This window comes from Roseofilum acuticapitatum BLCC-M154 (assembly GCF_030068475.1).
GTDB lineage: Bacteria > Cyanobacteriota > Cyanobacteriia > Cyanobacteriales > Desertifilaceae > Roseofilum > Roseofilum acuticapitatum.
The window spans coordinates 1-15,465 of sequence record NZ_JAQOSP010000052.1 but is presented as its reverse complement, the minus strand read 5'-3'; the positions used below and the strand labels follow the sequence as shown (position 1 = coordinate 15,465).

The 15,465-nt window shown below is 46.4% G+C and carries 18 protein-coding genes; 10 read left to right on the top strand and 8 right to left on the bottom strand.

What is annotated here, in order from left to right:
• Positions 1-42 precede the first annotated feature (42 nt).
• A complete protein-coding gene (locus tag PMG71_RS07380; RefSeq protein WP_283753015.1) occupies positions 43-1,524 on the top strand; it encodes a methyl-accepting chemotaxis protein in 1,482 nt (493 codons plus the stop codon).
• Between the two features lie 119 nt (positions 1,525-1,643).
• Here PMG71_RS07380 and PMG71_RS07375 read toward each other — a convergent pair whose 3' ends face one another.
• Complete coding sequence (locus tag PMG71_RS07375) at positions 1,644-2,348, bottom strand: ROK family protein (RefSeq protein ID WP_283753014.1); 705 nt, start codon at positions 2,346-2,348, stop codon at positions 1,644-1,646.
• Between the two features lie 73 nt (positions 2,349-2,421).
• Here PMG71_RS07375 and PMG71_RS07370 point away from each other — a divergent pair, with 73 nt between their 5' ends.
• From PMG71_RS07370 to PMG71_RS07360, 3 genes are all read left to right on the top strand, one after another.
• Positions 2,422-2,679: a DUF6737 family protein gene (locus PMG71_RS07370; protein ID WP_283753013.1), complete on the top strand. Its 258-nt coding sequence runs from the start codon at positions 2,422-2,424 to the stop codon at positions 2,677-2,679.
• Positions 2,680-2,738: 59 nt separating this feature from the next.
• On the top strand, positions 2,739-3,125 hold the full coding sequence (locus PMG71_RS07365) for a DUF565 domain-containing protein (RefSeq protein ID WP_283753012.1): 387 nt from the start codon (positions 2,739-2,741) through the stop codon (positions 3,123-3,125).
• 83 nt (positions 3,126-3,208) lie between these two features.
• On the top strand, positions 3,209-4,309 hold the full coding sequence (locus PMG71_RS07360; RefSeq protein ID WP_283753011.1) for a tetratricopeptide repeat protein: 1,101 nt from the start codon (positions 3,209-3,211) through the stop codon (positions 4,307-4,309).
• On the opposite strand, the gene ispD is transcribed toward PMG71_RS07360, so the two are convergent.
• Both ispD and PMG71_RS07350 read right to left on the bottom strand, forming a co-directional pair.
• On the bottom strand, positions 4,306-4,998 hold the full coding sequence (gene ispD / locus PMG71_RS07355; RefSeq protein ID WP_283753010.1) for a 2-C-methyl-D-erythritol 4-phosphate cytidylyltransferase: 693 nt from the start codon (positions 4,996-4,998) through the stop codon (positions 4,306-4,308). The two genes, PMG71_RS07360 and ispD, sit on opposite strands and share 4 nt — an antisense overlap.
• Positions 4,999-5,118: 120 nt before the next feature.
• The gene (locus PMG71_RS07350; RefSeq protein ID WP_283753009.1) at positions 5,119-6,024 is read right to left on the bottom strand and encodes an RpnC/YadD family protein; all 906 of its coding nucleotides are present in this window, start codon (positions 6,022-6,024) and stop codon (positions 5,119-5,121) included.
• A 185-nt stretch (positions 6,025-6,209) separates the two neighbouring features.
• Here PMG71_RS07350 and PMG71_RS07345 point away from each other — a divergent pair, with 185 nt between their 5' ends.
• Complete coding sequence (locus PMG71_RS07345; RefSeq protein WP_283753008.1) at positions 6,210-7,169, top strand: glycosyltransferase family 9 protein; 960 nt, start codon at positions 6,210-6,212, stop codon at positions 7,167-7,169.
• 139 nt (positions 7,170-7,308) lie between these two features.
• On the opposite strand, the gene PMG71_RS07340 is transcribed toward PMG71_RS07345, so the two are convergent.
• Entirely contained in the window at positions 7,309-7,737 is a 429-nt protein-coding gene (locus PMG71_RS07340) for a type II toxin-antitoxin system VapC family toxin (protein WP_283753007.1), read from the bottom strand.
• Complete coding sequence (locus PMG71_RS07335; protein WP_283753006.1) at positions 7,734-8,105, bottom strand: hypothetical protein; 372 nt, start codon at positions 8,103-8,105, stop codon at positions 7,734-7,736. The genes PMG71_RS07340 and PMG71_RS07335 overlap by 4 nt, the downstream gene beginning before the upstream one ends.
• 48 nt (positions 8,106-8,153) lie before the next feature.
• Here PMG71_RS07335 and PMG71_RS07330 point away from each other — a divergent pair, with 48 nt between their 5' ends.
• Entirely contained in the window at positions 8,154-8,744 is a 591-nt protein-coding gene (locus PMG71_RS07330; protein ID WP_283753005.1) for a D-glycero-alpha-D-manno-heptose-1,7-bisphosphate 7-phosphatase, read from the top strand.
• Positions 8,745-8,787: 43 nt separating this feature from the next.
• Positions 8,788-10,008, top strand: coding sequence for a DUF790 family protein (locus PMG71_RS07325; RefSeq protein ID WP_283753004.1), 1,221 nt, complete (start codon positions 8,788-8,790; stop codon positions 10,006-10,008).
• A gap of 179 nt (positions 10,009-10,187) precedes the next feature.
• Here the strand turns inward: PMG71_RS07325 and PMG71_RS07320 are convergent, their stop codons facing one another.
• The gene (locus tag PMG71_RS07320) at positions 10,188-10,526 is read right to left on the bottom strand and encodes a winged helix-turn-helix transcriptional regulator (RefSeq protein WP_283753003.1); all 339 of its coding nucleotides are present in this window, start codon (positions 10,524-10,526) and stop codon (positions 10,188-10,190) included.
• A 101-nt stretch (positions 10,527-10,627) separates the two neighbouring features.
• Between PMG71_RS07320 and PMG71_RS07315 the strand changes: the two genes are divergently transcribed.
• Both PMG71_RS07315 and PMG71_RS07310 read left to right on the top strand, forming a co-directional pair.
• Positions 10,628-11,353, top strand: coding sequence for a pirin family protein (locus tag PMG71_RS07315; protein WP_283753002.1), 726 nt, complete (start codon positions 10,628-10,630; stop codon positions 11,351-11,353).
• Between the two features lie 96 nt (positions 11,354-11,449).
• A complete protein-coding gene (locus PMG71_RS07310; protein WP_283753001.1) occupies positions 11,450-12,034 on the top strand; it encodes an NADPH-dependent FMN reductase in 585 nt (194 codons plus the stop codon).
• 64 nt (positions 12,035-12,098) lie between these two features.
• Here PMG71_RS07310 and PMG71_RS07305 read toward each other — a convergent pair whose 3' ends face one another.
• Positions 12,099-13,901 carry a zinc ribbon domain-containing protein gene (locus PMG71_RS07305; RefSeq protein WP_283753000.1) on the bottom strand — a complete coding sequence of 601 codons (1,803 nt, stop codon included), beginning with the start codon at positions 13,899-13,901 and terminating at the stop codon, positions 12,099-12,101.
• A 717-nt stretch (positions 13,902-14,618) separates the two neighbouring features.
• Entirely contained in the window at positions 14,619-15,062 is a 444-nt protein-coding gene (locus PMG71_RS24105; protein ID WP_430541001.1) for a Crp/Fnr family transcriptional regulator, read from the bottom strand.
• Positions 15,063-15,230: 168 nt separating this feature from the next.
• Here PMG71_RS24105 and PMG71_RS07300 point away from each other — a divergent pair.
• Positions 15,231-15,465, top strand: a 235-nt coding sequence (locus PMG71_RS07300; protein ID WP_283752999.1) for a hypothetical protein, incomplete at its 3' end; no start/stop codon positions are given.

Here is a 15,465-nt window from a genome sequence, read left to right as displayed (position 1 = left end):
CGATCGTTACTCATCATAAATGTTAATGGGAGCTAAAAATTGATGAAAATTAGCACTCGCCTAATTGTAAGTTATGGATTAATGACTGGTTTAGCGATCGGTACGAGTCTGTATAACCTAGTGAGCATCAACCGTCTCGCTCAGTTAACCAATAAACTTTATAATCATCCTTACACTGTGAGTACCTCAGTGTTGCGCGTGGAGTCAGGGATTGTAAAAATGCATCGCTCCATGAAAGATGTTGCGTTAGCTAAGAATCCACAGAGTCTTGAGAATGCTCGTGTCCAAGTGGATCGGTATGAACAGCAAGTTTATGCAGAATTCGATCAAATTACTCGTCAATTTTTAGGCGATCCTGAGCAAATCGATCTGGCTCGACAAAAGTTTACGAATTGGAAACCGATTCGGGATCAAGTCATCCAATTGATGGAAGCAGGTCAGCCGGAAGCTGCCGCGAATATTACTCAAGAAAAAGGCGCACAATATGTACAAAGTTTATTGTTTGATATCCAAGAAATTATTGATTTTGCTGAGAGTAAAGCCCAGGAATTTTTGATCGAAGCAGATCGGGCGCGATCGCAGACCATTAGAAATACCTTTGTTTTACTGATTATCTTTTCATTTTTTATTATTTTTTTAGGAATTATAATCACCCAGTCTATTACCCAATCTCTAGCAAAAGCTATCGAGATAAATAACCAATTATCTCAGGGGAATTTAAGCACAAGTATCAAAGTCAAAAGACAAGATGAGATTGGCCAATTAATGACTTCTGTTGAACAGATGGTAGAAGTTTTTAAGGAAACTCTTTTAAGAGTGCAAATGGTGAGTAGTTCTGTAGCTATGGGAAGTAAAACTATGAAAGAAAAGGCGATGAATATGACTTCAGGGGCAACGGAACAAGCCGCATCAACAGAAGAGGCTTCAAGATCTATTAAGCATATGGTTAATTATATTCGTCACAATACAAATCATGCTTCGGAAACCCTCACTTTAGCCACTCAAGCTTCAGAAAGTGCTAAAGAAACCCGTGATTCTATGTTAGCAGCCGTAGAAATCATGAAATTGATTGTTGACAAGATTAGTGTGGTGGAAGAAATTGCGCTGCAAACGAATATTTTAGCGTTAAATTCAAGTATTGAAGCTGCCCGATCGCAGGAATCTGAAAAGGGCTTTAGTGTAGTTGCGGCTGAAGTCCGAAGGTTAGCAACCCGCACCCGTAATGCAGCTTCAGAAATTAATCAATTAGCTAGTTCGAGCATGATCCGTATTGCTAAAGCAGAAAGTTTATTGGATCAACTTTTGCCTAGTATTGAAAGTACGAATCAGTTAGTAGAAAAAATCAATGTTGTTAGTCAGGATCAATTACAAGGCTCGAATCAGATTAATCAAGCGATTGGGAAGTTAGATGAAGTGACTCAACAAAATTCTCAGTTGGCAAAAGATCTCTCAAAAATATCAGAAACCTTAGCGGATCAAGCTGAACAATTAAAACAAATGATTAGTTTCTTTAAGGTAGGCTAAATTGCGATTTTTTGACTTCCTCCCCACCCTGCACTTCGTTACAGCAGTTTCCTCTGCTATGAGGTACATTAATCAAGCTAAATGATTTAAGAATTAACCCTTTACATTTTAGCAATCATTTACTTCCAAAGGGCAATGCCACCTAAAAGCCCATTAATATTAGGAACAATGCTGACGTTTTTGGGCAATTCAAAGTCTACTTTTTTCGCTTCTCCTCCCCCTAGATAGAGATGATCGGTGTTAAACAGATGTTGGAGTTGGACGATCGCCTTTTTCAAGCGTTTATTCCATTTTTTTGTCCCTACTTTCTCTAGGGCAGCACGTCCTAATTGTTCTTCATAGGTTTGTTTTTTACGGAAGGGATGATGGCCCCCTTCTAGGTTGGGAACCAGTTTACCCTCGACAAATAAGGCTGTTCCGAAGCCGGTTCCCAGGGTGATCGCCAGTTCTACGCCTTGACCTGAAATGGCTCCAAAGCCTTGAATATCGGCATCATTGGCGACTCGCACCGGTTTAGCTAGGGATTCAGAGAGGGTGGAGGCCAGATCGAATTCAACCCAATCGGGATGAAGATTAATAGCAGTATAAACGATACCCTGGCGGACGACTCCGGGAAAGCCAACAGAAACCCGATCGAAGGCTCCTGCTTGTTTGGCTAAATCGGCGATCGCCCCCAAAACGGACTCTGGTGTAGGGGGTTGGGGAGTCTGCACCCGCAGGCGATCGCCCAGAGGATGTCCCTTATGATCCAACACCATCGCCTTAATGCCACTGCCCCCAATATCAATGGCTAGGGTATGAGCGGTTGATTTCGATCTTGCCATGGTTTCCTCTCTCTCTGAGAAATATTTCCGATACAATTAAATCCTGATTACACCCAATTTTCACCCTTTACCCATGTCTGAACCCCTTCCCCCAAAACCGGTGAGTGTTTGGCACTATAAGCCCTGGTGGTGTCAACCCTGGTCTATCCTTTTAACTGGAGTTACGGCGATCGCCCTAAGTTGGATTATTCTCCATCGCTGGTGGTTTTCCCTACTCTTCTCCCTACCCATACTTGTGTGGATGAGCTATTTTATCCTCATTTGGCCAAAACTGATCCAACAGAGCGGTTTATTACCCCTCGATCCGCCTTTCGATCGATCGGAAACTTAGGTTGCCTGAAACTCAAACCATAAATTCTACCGATCTAGTCACGGTTTGGTAAAAATGGAGTGAATGGGTTACTCTTAATTTTAGCACATAGCTCTCATCTGGAGGATAGGGTTACGCAGAATACTCGTCTAAATGAACTCTTCAATGTTTTGAGTCAGGAGATCGCGAGGGTATTACGAAACCCTTGGCGGCGTTTGTCCTTGCTGACGATTAGTTTTTTATTCGGTTTTTTTCTCGGTACAGCCCTGTCAACGATCGCCGGTCAAAAGGCAGAACAGGATATTGTGGTGGCGGCCATTTTGGTAATGGCGATCGAAGGGGTCAATCGCCTCATTTATGGCTCTAAGCTTTGGAGCCAAGATAATCTCTGGCGAGATGTAATTAATGGCTTGAAAATTGGCTTAGTGTATAGCTTATTCGTGGAAGCCTTTAAGTTAGGGTCTTGAAGACAGCCCCCCTTGCTGGAATTCTAAAGAAAGAGTAAAGTTTCTTTACAAATCCCTCACACACGATCGGTTGATTACCAAACATGCATAAATCCAGCTTATTCTTAGCTACTCTATTGGTTTGGGGAGGTTTTCAGGGGATTGCGCCCCTCAGCTCTCAAGCTTCTGAAGGGGTAGAATGGATTGCCCAGCGATCGCCCAATGATGCCCAACTTGATGCCCTTTTGGAACAGGGGAATCAGTTTGTAGAAGCGAGAGACTATCCGAGGGCTATTCAAGTCTATCAACAAGCCCTGAGATTAGATCCCCAAAATGCTCGTCTCTATTCCGGTATTGGCTATTTGCAAGCCATGCAAGGGAATTTTGCGGAATCTGCCCAAGCCTATCGTCAGGCAGTGATATATGATCGCCAGAATGGAGACTTTTACTATGCCCTCGGCCATAGTTTAGCCAAGATTGGTGATAATGCTTCTGCCCAGATCGCCTATCAACAAGCTATTCAGCTCGATCGGAATAATTTAGATGCTTATCTGGGTTTGGGTGTAGTGCAATGGCGACAAAATAATTTTGCGGCTGCCAAACAAACCTATGAACAGGTACTTAGGGCAGATCCTCGCAATTTTCAAGCCCATGAGTTACTCGGAGCCATGTTCCTCAAAGAAGGGCAACTCGATCCAGCTATTCAACACCTGCGACAAGCGGAACAACTCAATCCTCGTTCGGGTAGCATTCAGGTCAAATTAGCTAGTGCCTGGTTAGCTCGCGGTAATGTAGATTTAGGCCGTGAAGCTCTCGAAAAGGCGGCTCAATTGGATTCACGCAATCCGGCGATTTATATGACGATTGGGAAAATACAAGAGAGCGTTGAAAATTGGCCAGAAGCCTATCGAGCCTATCAACGGGCGGTATCCTTGGATCGCAATTTGGTGGATGCCCATCGAGCTATGGGGGATATCCTGATGAAGCGCAATGATATCCTATTGGCGATCGCCACCTATCGTCAAGTGGTGCAACTGGCTCCCCAAGATCCCCAAGGCTACTATAAGTTGGCATTAGCTCTGAAAGAGCGCGATCGCAAACAGGAAGCCCTTTCGGTTTTAGAGCGTGCCCTACAACTGTATCAGGTGGCCGGCGATCGCGAGGGTATCGATCAGGTTAAAGCCTTGATGGACGAGTTAGATTAGTGGATAGATTCAGATCGCTGTTGCAGAATACGCTCGGCGATCGCCAAATCACTGGGAGTCGTTACCTTAATATTGGTTTCTTCTCCCACAACAATTTTTACCGGTAATTGGCATTGCTCAAATAAAGCCGCATCATCGGTGACTTCCCAGCCATGGGTGCGTCCCTTTTCATGACAGGCTTTAATTGCATCGACTGCAAACCCTTGGGGAGTTTGGGCTGCCCAAAGATCGGCGCGGTTAGGGGTACTTTCGATCCAGCCCTCACCATTGACGACCTTGATCGTATCTTTGACTGGGATAGCCGCAATTAAGCCTTGGCACTCTTGAAGGGCGATCGCGCATCGGTCAAATAGATCCGGAGTCGCCAAACACCTGGCCCCATCATGGATCAAAACCTCTTGAGCGCCCTCTGGCAGCGCCTGTAAGCCGTTGTAAACCGATTCTTGGCGCGTCGAACCCCCCACAATCAAATGAACGGGTTTTTGCAAGCCTAAGCCACTGATAATTTCCTCGAAGGAGGGAAAGTCTGTGGGCTGTCCCATAATGCCTATCCATTGTACCCTTTGGGCTGCTGCTGCGGATCGTAGCGTCCAAGCCAGCAAAGGATCGCCCAATACCGTTAATAAGAGTTTATTGCGATCGCTCCCCATCCGCTTCCCCATCCCTGCTGCTGGAATCAATACATACATAAAAAAAACACCCACCAATTTTGTAAACCCGCCCCCGTCTCCCCATACTTTACCATTGAGGATACACCAGCGAGAAGCCAGGTTTCATGAAGAAACCCAGCTTCTGGGAACACAAGGAGATTAATCCTCTCGACTAAACCGGGCTAACAACTCCTCGCGAGACCCTTGCATACAAATAGGAATAAACTCTTCTGGAGAGAGTTCCATAATACTGTCTATAATCGCCATTAACTCCTCATCCAAAGAACCAAACCGAGTCCTTAATAAAGTTTCAATGGTCAGTCCTTTAGCCTGCTGAACCCCTTGTTGAATCCCTTCTTGAATTGTATCTTCTCGCCATTTTAAGTAAGCGGGTGATAATTCCATAACTAACTCCTGGTCTTCTGGACTGAGGTCTATTTTAGCTTGTACATTAATTCGCCATACTCCAATTAACTCTAGGATATTACGCCGTTGGGAATCATCTTCTGGTAGGTCTAACACTTGTTGGATGGCTCTTCTCTGGGTTCCCCCTTTTCCCAACAGTCTTAACCAAAGAGTTTCTGGAGTTTCCGGCAGTTGGTTAATGGCAATGATTCCGGTGTGGAAAAGCTCGGCAAACCGGTAAACTCCCGTACACCAGTTCTGGGCATCTGAGTGAGCGCCACAGAGTTCTAAGACTTTTTCAGATACGGTAGGGGTTAAAATCCATAGAGTAGGTAAGGTTTGAGTCTCCATGGGTTTTGGGTCTCGCTTTGCCTTGCGGTAGAATTCTCCATGGATGTACAGGAGTTTGAGTACACAATTACTAATCTCTCGTTTACTGGGACAGTTGCGAAAGGGTTCCCAGAGGCAAGGGGTAGAGGCAAGTTGACCGAGTAAACCCAAGGGTGGAGGGTTGCTGGGAGGTTCTGGAGAGGGATCGAAAAAGAGGTCAATTTGTAGGGTTTCTCCTGGAATTTCCCGGCTAACTTCTACGGTTCCTAGGGGTTCGAGCAGTTCTTTGAGGTAAGCTTTGGCGAATTGATCGTGGGGTTGCCGAGTCATGGTCATTAACAATTAACAATGGGTTTGTAGGAGCGGGTTAACCAACGGAGGATGACACCTAACGATAACCTTTGTAAACCCACCCCATCACAGGAGTTATTAATTATTCATTATTCATGATTCATTACCCAATACCACCAGAAAGCGCTATACAATGCAATCGTTCATACATTCTAGAGAAGGTCATGAAAGTAGTAGCCCTTGTTCCTGGTGGCATTGGCGATCAAATCTTGTTTTTCCCGACACTCGATCGCCTGAAACAATCCTATCCCAAAGCTGAAATCGATGTCATTGTCGAACCCCGCTCAAAGGGAGCTTATCGCGTCAGTCAGTCCGTCAATGATGTGTTTGCCTTTGACTTCAAAGACCGCAACTCTCCGGCAGACTGGGGGAATTTATTGGGTATTTTACGCGATCGCGAATACGAAGTCGCCCTCTCCCTCGGTCAACGCTGGGCCGTCGGTCTGCTTCTCTGGCTCACCGGTATCCCCACCCGCATCAGTTACCAAGGGCCGGGGTCTTTCTTCCTCTCCAACCCCATTCCCCTCAAAACCGAGCAATACGCCGCTCATATGTACTATGACCTGCTCCAAGGTCTCAACATCACCGGCCCCTGTCCCGACCTCTCCCTCAACGTCCCCAAAAAAGACATCGAATGGGCCGAGCAAGAGCAGAAAAAACTCGGTATCGGTGAAGGTGGTTATGTTTTAATTCATGGAGGGTCGAGCCAACTAGCCCAAACCAAAGGCATTGATAAAATCTATCCTGTCGCCAAATGGCAAGCCATTGTCCAAACCCTCAACCAGCAACAGCCAGACTTACCCCTAGTCGTGCTGAAAGGCCCCGAAGACGAAGCCCTGGTGAGCCAACTGATACAAGTTTGTCCCAACTTAAAAGTCACCTCACCCCCAGACATTGGTAAACTAGCCGCCATGATTGCCAATGCCAACTTAATGCTCTGTACCGATAGCGCCCCCATGCACTTGTCTGTAGCGGTAAAAACCTTTACCATCGCCCTCTTTGGCCCCACTGACCCGCAGAAACTTCTTCCTGCCAGTGACAAATATATCAGTATTTCTTCCCCTACGGGCAAGATAGCAGATATTACCCCCCAAATGGTACTGGAGAAAATTCTCGGCAGTTAGCTCCCTATCGTTTGCCCTCATCTGGCAGCCCCCCTTCGACTTCGCTCAGAGCGACGCTCCCGCAGACCCTGCTCTGGGGAAGCCGAAGGGAGAGGGCAGGCGCTTCGCGCTAGGGAATAGGGAAGAATGGAGGAGAAATTCATCGCTTTGCTTCCCACGGATTAACCAAATCAATTCCACAATCCACAAAGTCGCGGATGTTGCGGGTTGCTAATGTTGCCTGGTGAACTCGGCAAATGGCTGCAATTTGTGCATCAAATTGCGAGATGGGGCGGCCGAGTTGTTTGCGGTTAGCTGCTATGTGGGAATAAAGTTCAGCAGCTTTTTGATCGAATGCTAAAATTCGCTCTAGCAAGTAATGTTCAAAGACGATCGATGCTCCATGGAGTAATTTTTGTCGTCGCTGTCCTTCTGGGAGTATTTGAATACCGTAAAGAATCTCGGCTTGGGTAATGCTGGTTGTGTACAGTGATACACCGTTTTGGCTGACTAACCATTCGCGGATCATATTAGAACCCATGGGCTGAATGAGTTCTGAAATGACGTTGGTATCGAGAATGATTTTCATGGTTCGTTAAACAGGGTTTCATCAACTCGGATGGGTTCCCGTGGCTCTATGGGAATTTCGCCCGGTTCGATCGCACTGAAGTGTCGCTCAAAGACGGCGATAAGCCACTGGCCCTCGTTTTGAAAGTTTTCGGGTTGGAGTTCTGGGGCTGGTGTAGGGGGGGTTGGGTGCAGTTCGCGATCGAGAAGCTCGAATAGTTTTTGTTTGTCAGTGGGGTTGAGTTGATCAATGGCTGGCAAGAGTTCATTGAGTGTCATATCTGGCTCCTGGTGTGCTGTATCTATTTTACCTTCTGCAAACGCCAGGGGGCGATCGCCGAGGGTTGGGTTAAATGGTTTCTCAAATGTTATTTGGGCGGCGTTTACCATGATTGGTACACCTTGGTAAAGTGAATTAACAAGTCTATCCCCTCTCCCATGACTAAACCCGCCGTATTTCTAGACCGCGATGGAGTCCTCAACCAAGAAGTCGGTTATATCCATCGAGTAGAAGACCTCAACCTCATTCCCGGTGTCGCTCAAGCGGTGCGCCGCTTAAATGACCAAAACCTCTTCTGTTGCCTGGTGACCAATCAATCGGGGCCGGCGCGATCGTACTATGGAATAGATCATATAGATGCCCTCCATCAGCGCCTCCGTAGCCTCCTAAAAACCCAAGCTGGAGCCGTCTTAGATGCCCTCTTCGTCTGTCCCTATCTCAGCCCTCCAGAAGGCGGTATTGACCCAGAATTTGCCCGATGGAGTACCTGGCGCAAACCCAACACCGGCATGTTAGTCGCAGCCGCTTGGGAATATGACTTAGACCTCAGTTCTAGTTTTGTTGTCGGCGATAAAGCCACCGATGTAGACATGGCCCACAATGCCGGATGTCAAGGAATTTTAGTCCAAACTGGTTATGGTTCGCGGGTACTCTCCGGAGACTATCAACACCATACCCAACCCGACTATATCGCCACCGACTTAGCCGATGCTGTGAATTGGATTCTTTCACTAGGGAATAGGGAATAAGATGTTTAATTTTTAATTTTTAATTTTTAATTTTTAATTGATCATGCTACCGAGCGAATTACTGATTTATCGCTATAGCGGCGAAACTATTATTCCTAAAAGACTCAAACTCGACCGCTATTGGATAGGAATAGCCACCGATTTAATTGCCTGTTTTCAAGACCATATCGGACAACCGCAAAAAGACCTCGATCGCAGCTTACAGGAATTTGAAGGCGAAAGTCCCGATTTTCGCATCAAGCGCGGACTCGCTCATCTCTTGAAAAGCTCCTTTTCTACCTTTGAAATCATCAGCCCCCTTGACCCCCCCCTACTCAGACAGCGCATCTTTGCCGCAGCGGCCCAAGGTCGGCCGGGACACGACTGGACAGAAAACACCCTAACCCAAGTGGCCCACAGTTTGAGCCAAGAACTCAAGCGTGAAGTAGTCATTGATGAATTGCGTCAAGGACTCTATTGTGATCTGATCGAAAATCGCATCTTCACCCAATTTGACCCCCCTGAACCGGAAGCGCTGCTCCATCGCTATAATCTCTCCCAAGTTCAAGGCATCTTTTATCGCGCCACCCATATTAAAATTAATGCCCATCGCAATGTTCCCGGAGAATATAAGCTTTTATTTCGCTATCTCAAACTGTTTCAATTGATGGCATACATTGAAGGAGATGCCGACCATGGGTTTACGATTACTATTGATGGGCCGTCTAGTTTACTGAAGGTAAGTACCCGCTATGGACTGGCTTTGGCTAAGTTGATTCCGGCTCTGTTGCATGTGACCAAATGGAGCATCGAAGCGAATTTACAAACCCGTGATTTCTATACGGGTGCGCCTAAACAAGGTAAGTTTTCTTTAGATTCCCAATGTCAGTTAGTCAGCCATTATCCCCCCGGAAAACCCTATGATAGTATGATTGAATCGGCTTTTGCCGAGCGCTGGGAAAAACAGAAAACCGATTGGATCTTAGAGCGAGAGGTGGATTTAATCCCGGTTCCCGGTAGTGTAATGATCCCGGATTTTCGCTTTGTTCATCCCGATGGGCGATCGGTTTTATTAGAGATTGTGGGCTATTGGCGACCGAGCTATTTACAGAAAAAGTTTTATCAGGTTAAATTTATTGATGACAAGGCTGTTATTTTGGCTATTTCTGACCGTTTGAATTTAGAAAAAGCTGGAGTTAAAATTTCAGATTGTCCGATTCCCATTGTCTGGTTTAAGGAGAAGTTATTGCCCAAGTCAGTTCTGGCAGTCTTAGAAAATTTATGAAGATTTTATGGTTTTCCCATTACCCATTACCTACAGCTGTTTTCTCTGCTATCCGGTACACTTTGATCCCCCTAAATCCCCCTTAAAAAAGGGGACTTTCTTATTCCCCCACTTATTAAGCAGGGGGTTAGAGGGGGATCTTTTACTACTGCACTTCATTACAGCGCAAAGCACTGTAATTATCCATCCTTGATGTCCATATACTCAATTGCCCAATCATGCATAGCCGTTAAAACCGGCTCTAAACTCTCTCCTGTAGGGGTTAAAGAATACTCAACTTTCGGCGGCACTTGGGCATAAACCACGCGCTGAATTAGTCCATCTTCTTCCATTTCTCGCAGTTGTTGGGTGAGCATTTTCTGTGTGACTCCAGAAATGGCCCGTTGCAGTTCTCCAAAGCGCTTGACTCCAGAGAAGAGTTCGCGCAGAATTAACACTTTCCAGCGTCCCCCAATCACTTTAATGGTGGTTTCTACGGCACAGGTTAGACGGGTTGAGGACTCAATTGGACTGTGCATTGTTACTTTTTGGGTACTAGGGCACTTTGAAGTGCCGTCTTTACAGACTCAGTTAGGCTGGACTAAACTGATGATTAATGGTTGAGTTGAGCGTTTAGATTATGGTTTATGCACCTTCAAAAACACCCCAAATTACGGTTCGGAAATCCTCTGAACGAGGTCAAGCCAATCATGGCTGGTTAAAGTCTAATCATAGCTTTTCTTTTGCCAATTATTACGATCCCAATTACCAAGGATTTCGCCATCTTTTGGTGATTAATGAAGACCGAATTCAGGGCGGTTCGGGTTTTGGAACCCATCCCCACCGAGATATGGAAATTATTTCCTATGTCATTGATGGCGCTTTAGAACATCAGGATAGCATGGGCAATGGGTCGGTAATTCGTCCGGGAGATGTGCAAATTATGAGTGCAGGAACGGGGGTTACCCATAGTGAGTATAATCCTTCTCAGGAAGATTGGGGGCATTTTTTGCAAATCTGGATTTTACCGAATCAAAAGGGGTTAAATCCGGGTTATCAACAACAATATTTTAGTCCAGAATCGAAACAAAATCAACTACGGTTGTTGGTTTCCCCGGATGGTGAGCAGGGTTCGGTGGTGATTCATCAAGATGCTAAGTTGTTTGCTTCGGTGTTAGATCCAGGGGTGGCGTTAGCTTATGAGTTTGCCCCAGAGCGTTATGGATGGATACAAATGGTGCGGGGAAAACTGTCAGTTAATGGTACAGTATTGGAAACTGGAGATGGGGCGGCGATCGCCCATACGGAAACCTTAAATTTACAAGCTGAAGATTCTGCGGAATTTCTGCTGTTTGATTTAGCTTAGTTTCTGTTAATGTCCTCTGCTTATCTTCCTATCCCACGGGGAAAAATGCCCTCTCCCTCAATAAAGTTAACCACTCGTTTTTTTACTGAATAAATCATGTCTAATTCAACTAAAATTCTCGCTTTTGCGGGTAGCGCTCGCCAGGAATCTTTTCATAAAAAACTGGTTAAAATTGCGGCTCAAGGAGCGACAGAAGCGGGTGCAGAAGTCACGTTTATTGATTTACGGGATTACCCGATGCCGATTTATGACCAGGATTTAGAAGAGAAGGAGGGCTTCCCAGAGTCGGTTTTGGCTTTGAAGGCGCTGTTTAAGACTCACCAAGGGTTGTTAATTGCGTCTCCGGAATACAATAGCTCGATTACGGGATTATTGAAAAATACGATTGATTGGTTGTCCCGTTCGGAAGCGGATGAACCGCCTTTAGCGCTCAGTTGTTTTCGGGGTAAGGTGGCTGGAATTATGAGTATTTCTCCGGGAGGCGTAGGAGGTTTGAGGGGATTGGTTCATTTACGGGCAATTTTGGAAAATATTGGCGTGATTGTTTTGCCGGATCAGAAGACAATTCCGAATGCCTTTGAGCAGTTTGATGGTGAGGATCAACTGAAGGATGAACGGCAACAGGATTCGGTTAAGGCTTTGGGGCAAAAGTTGGCTGAGTTGGCGATGAAGTTATCATAGGTGGCGTTTGCCCTCTTCCCCCTACCCCCTTCTCTCACGGGAGAAGGGGGACTTTTTTTCTCTCCTATTTTTTGCGGGTTTTCTTGATGTTTTGTTTGATGGTTTTTTGGAGGTTGGGTTCGCGTCCGAGTTTGGCGATGAGTTCGGAAGAGTTGATATCCCGATCGCCTTCATACCCGCAATGGGTACACTGATAGACAGGCTTACTGATGTCCATGTCTGGATCGTAGGCTAGGCATTGGCAACAAATCCGAGATAAGGGCAAGTCAGACGCAGGTTTTAGGCGCTGCATCTTTTTACCGAATTCTTGGGCTTTCTTGTCGATTAAGTCGATTTGTTGACCGATCGCCGCATCCAGATTACTCTTATTTTGTCCCGCTACAGCCGCCGCTTGGTTTTTCTCAAATCCACTCCCGTCCTCTTTGGCTTTGGCTTTTGCCTTCCCTACCTTATTCTGTAAGCCATGCTCAACGGCGATACCGGAGGAATAGGTGGTTAAATAGGAAGCAATCCGGTATTGATGCGATCGCCGTCTGCGTTTCGTCTTTTCGTGGATGCGCTTGATTTTCTGCTTGCAGTTTTTCACCCCTTGGGAGTCTCCGCACTGTTTCCACCGTAGGCGCTGAATCGTGCTGGCGTTTAAGTCAACACCAATATGAGCGCACAAATCCTCAACCGTGCGGCAAGTTTTAAGGATGTCCGCATCTGCTTTCGAGACATAATCCAATAGATTCGTTTCCGGGTGATGTATCCACAGAATCAGCCGACGGTAAAGTTTCTCATCCAGGTGTTGCTGTGCCTTCTTCAGTTTTTCTTGGGAGTCTCGATAAAATCGGGGTTTACTGATTTGTTGACTGCGGGTTTTTCCCTCTTCATTCACCCAAGTTACGGAGCAATAGTTCTCTTCTTTCCATCCCCAATCAACCCCTGCATAGCCTCTCGGCTCCACATTTCGCACCCGTCGGGGCGGTTCTTCGCGGGTGAGTTGGACAAAAAAACCAGATGCTTTCTCGACAATTTGCATCACTTTTACCCGACTCTTTCCCCAGCGCTGGTCAAGTCCGGGGAGGTGAACATCGCCAAAACCGGGGATTTTTAGCCGATTTTCTCCTACAGTGCGGACAGCATCGGCTGATTGGGGTTTTTTGGCTCCGGCATTGGGGTTGGGGTGGCGAATGGTGGTTACAGGGGTATTCGTTCCCTTAAATTTCGGCTTTCCTCGACGTAGGGATTCTTTACTGTAGCGATCTTTTACATATTTATCCCAAGCGCCCCCTAGTTGTTCGAGTAATCCCATGCGATATTTTTGTTGCACGTTGAGGATCAGTTGCCGGTCTAAATCTTTGAGGAGGTCGGGGGTAATAATTGACCGGTCTTGTAAATCTCTAGCCCTGGCAAGGATGCCTAAGCCTCGTTTGGAGTCCTTCATGGCTGAATTGCTGATTAGTCCGGGGTTGTGGTCGCGTTGAATGGGGCAAGAGTAGCCATAGCCGCCAAACCATCCAGAGGCTTTAATCTCGGCACGGGTGAAGACGTGATCCTTATCGCCCATTCTCTCATGACCGGCTTTAGTGGTGGCGGTGGGATAGGCTTGGCAGGAGGCAATGATCCAGCGTGAGCGACTGTCAACTAATGGAGAGCAGTTGACCCAGGTCTTGGAGAGGCGATCGTAGACTCGGTGATGGTCTAGGGTACATTTGGGGGCGTAGGTTTTAGAATGTTTGTCATAGTGCCAGTTTTCGTCGGCGTTGATGAGCGCACCTAGAGCAAAATTCCACAGCCGCCGCAATCCTTCCTGATATTCCCGGATGGTGGCGATTTGATCGGCTGTAAAATTGGCCTTAAATTCACTAACTTTACAGATCATGAAGGGGAGTTAAAATTAGGGTTTTGTTGGTATAATCACTATAACATCTTCGGATGTTCCCCGGTTTCGGGGGATATGGCGGTGTAGCTTCGGCAGCCGCAATCTGCCGGTGAGAACGACCGGCGATTCCTAATAGAGATCATCTATTCATCAACCTTGACAACTAAATACGAAGACTCTCATTTCCGACACTGGGGGGGGTTAAGTTGAAGTGATTTCGAGATAGCCTAAAACCTTTGCCCTGATTGACTTATAGCGCTCCTAGACATAAAACCAGCGTCGGGCCTTACGGTGTAAGGGTTTCAGCGATTTTAGAGGACTTGAGCGATCCGATCTACCTCTCTTTTTGGGTCAGCGTCGGAAAGTGTGGGTCAAAGCTAGGACTAATAAGGGTTCTACAGCCAGCCGCTTAAATGGATCGAAATCTCTATTAGGTTTTGAAACAACTTCCATGGTTCGGACGGTCTCACCCTTGCCCTTGCTTAAATGGATCGAAATCTCTATTAGGTTTTGAAACTAAAGCGGAGGGACTGGAGCCAGACCACTTCTCCAGCTTAAATGGATCGAAATCTCTATTAGGTTTTGAAACGGGCTGCACATCCACCACGACCGGAGCGCCTAATGCTTAAATGGATCGAAATCTCTATTAGGTTTTGAAATGGAAGCAAGAATGCTCATATTCAGTTGCCAAAGTTGAGCTTAAATGGAACGAAATCTCTATTGGCGATGAATATCTTGTATCCATTGTTGATATACCACTTGCTGCAAGGTTTGACTAAAATCGCGGCAAATGGAGATCAAAATCTGGGGGCGCTGGTAGCCTAGACTCATTAACCGTTTTTTATCAATTTTGAACAGTTGACAGTCGGTTTTGGCCGTAAATTGTAGTTGGGAGGGTGAGTCATCAAATAAGTCAAGATAGCCAAAACCGGAACCGGAAGCAATTTCTTTAATCGGGATTAACTGGTCTCCAGAGCGCTTAGAAGAAATGACGGTTCCCGACCCGACAATATAACAAGCGTTCATCACCTTACCGGCGGGAAGGATGATTTCATGTTCTAAATACTGTTCTTGGACTAACTCTTGGGAGATTAAAATTAGTTCGTCTAAGCTCAGGCTTTGGAACAGGGAGAGGTTTTGCAGGAGGATAATGGGGTTCATTAGTTAGGGAATGGGGAATGGGGAATGGGGAATGGGGAATGGGGAATGGGTAATGGGTAATGGGTAATGGGTAATGGGGAATGGGGAATAGGGAATGGGGAATATCAAGTCCGGGTAATCCATTAAAATATTGCATGAAGGTGGGCAGGGTTGGTTGATAAAAGTTGAATGATTTCGCTTATCCTCCTGCCCACCCTACGCAAACTAATTAAGGAGCTAGGGAGCGAGACGCTCCCACTCCGAAACAGGAAGGAGTGCGGGCTAATTAAGGAGCTAGGGAGCGAGACGCTCCCACTCCGAAACAGGAAGGAGTGCGGGCTAATTAAGGAGCTAGGGAGCGAGACGCTCCCACTCCGAAACAGGAAGGAGTGCGGGCTCATTAAGGAGATAGGGAGCGAGACGC

What these genes read in the sequence shown, in the direction of transcription:
- PMG71_RS07375 (WP_283753014.1), bottom strand. Translation starts at nt 2,348, where the DNA reads ATGGCAAGATCGAAATCAACCGCTCATACCCTAGCCATTGATATTGGG.
- PMG71_RS07380 (WP_283753015.1), top strand. Translation starts at nt 43, where the DNA reads ATGAAAATTAGCACTCGCCTAATTGTAAGTTATGGATTAATGACTGGT.
- PMG71_RS07340 (WP_283753007.1), bottom strand. Translation starts at nt 7,737, where the DNA reads ATGAAAATCATTCTCGATACCAACGTCATTTCAGAACTCATTCAGCCC.
- PMG71_RS24105 (WP_430541001.1), bottom strand. Translation starts at nt 15,062, where the DNA reads ATGAACCCCATTATCCTCCTGCAAAACCTCTCCCTGTTCCAAAGCCTG.
- PMG71_RS07320 (WP_283753003.1), bottom strand. Translation starts at nt 10,526, where the DNA reads ATGCACAGTCCAATTGAGTCCTCAACCCGTCTAACCTGTGCCGTAGAA.
- PMG71_RS07350 (WP_283753009.1), bottom strand. Translation starts at nt 6,024, where the DNA reads ATGACTCGGCAACCCCACGATCAATTCGCCAAAGCTTACCTCAAAGAA.
- PMG71_RS07330 (WP_283753005.1), top strand. Translation starts at nt 8,154, where the DNA reads ATGACTAAACCCGCCGTATTTCTAGACCGCGATGGAGTCCTCAACCAA.
- ispD (WP_283753010.1), bottom strand. Translation starts at nt 4,998, where the DNA reads ATGTATGTATTGATTCCAGCAGCAGGGATGGGGAAGCGGATGGGGAGC.
- PMG71_RS07345 (WP_283753008.1), top strand. Translation starts at nt 6,210, where the DNA reads ATGAAAGTAGTAGCCCTTGTTCCTGGTGGCATTGGCGATCAAATCTTG.
- PMG71_RS07305 (WP_283753000.1), bottom strand. Translation starts at nt 13,901, where the DNA reads ATGATCTGTAAAGTTAGTGAATTTAAGGCCAATTTTACAGCCGATCAA.
- PMG71_RS07370 (WP_283753013.1), top strand. Translation starts at nt 2,422, where the DNA reads ATGTCTGAACCCCTTCCCCCAAAACCGGTGAGTGTTTGGCACTATAAG.
- PMG71_RS07335 (WP_283753006.1), bottom strand. Translation starts at nt 8,105, where the DNA reads ATGGTAAACGCCGCCCAAATAACATTTGAGAAACCATTTAACCCAACC.
- PMG71_RS07360 (WP_283753011.1), top strand. Translation starts at nt 3,209, where the DNA reads ATGCATAAATCCAGCTTATTCTTAGCTACTCTATTGGTTTGGGGAGGT.
- PMG71_RS07315 (WP_283753002.1), top strand. Translation starts at nt 10,628, where the DNA reads ATGGTTTATGCACCTTCAAAAACACCCCAAATTACGGTTCGGAAATCC.
- PMG71_RS07325 (WP_283753004.1), top strand. Translation starts at nt 8,788, where the DNA reads ATGCTACCGAGCGAATTACTGATTTATCGCTATAGCGGCGAAACTATT.
- PMG71_RS07310 (WP_283753001.1), top strand. Translation starts at nt 11,450, where the DNA reads ATGTCTAATTCAACTAAAATTCTCGCTTTTGCGGGTAGCGCTCGCCAG.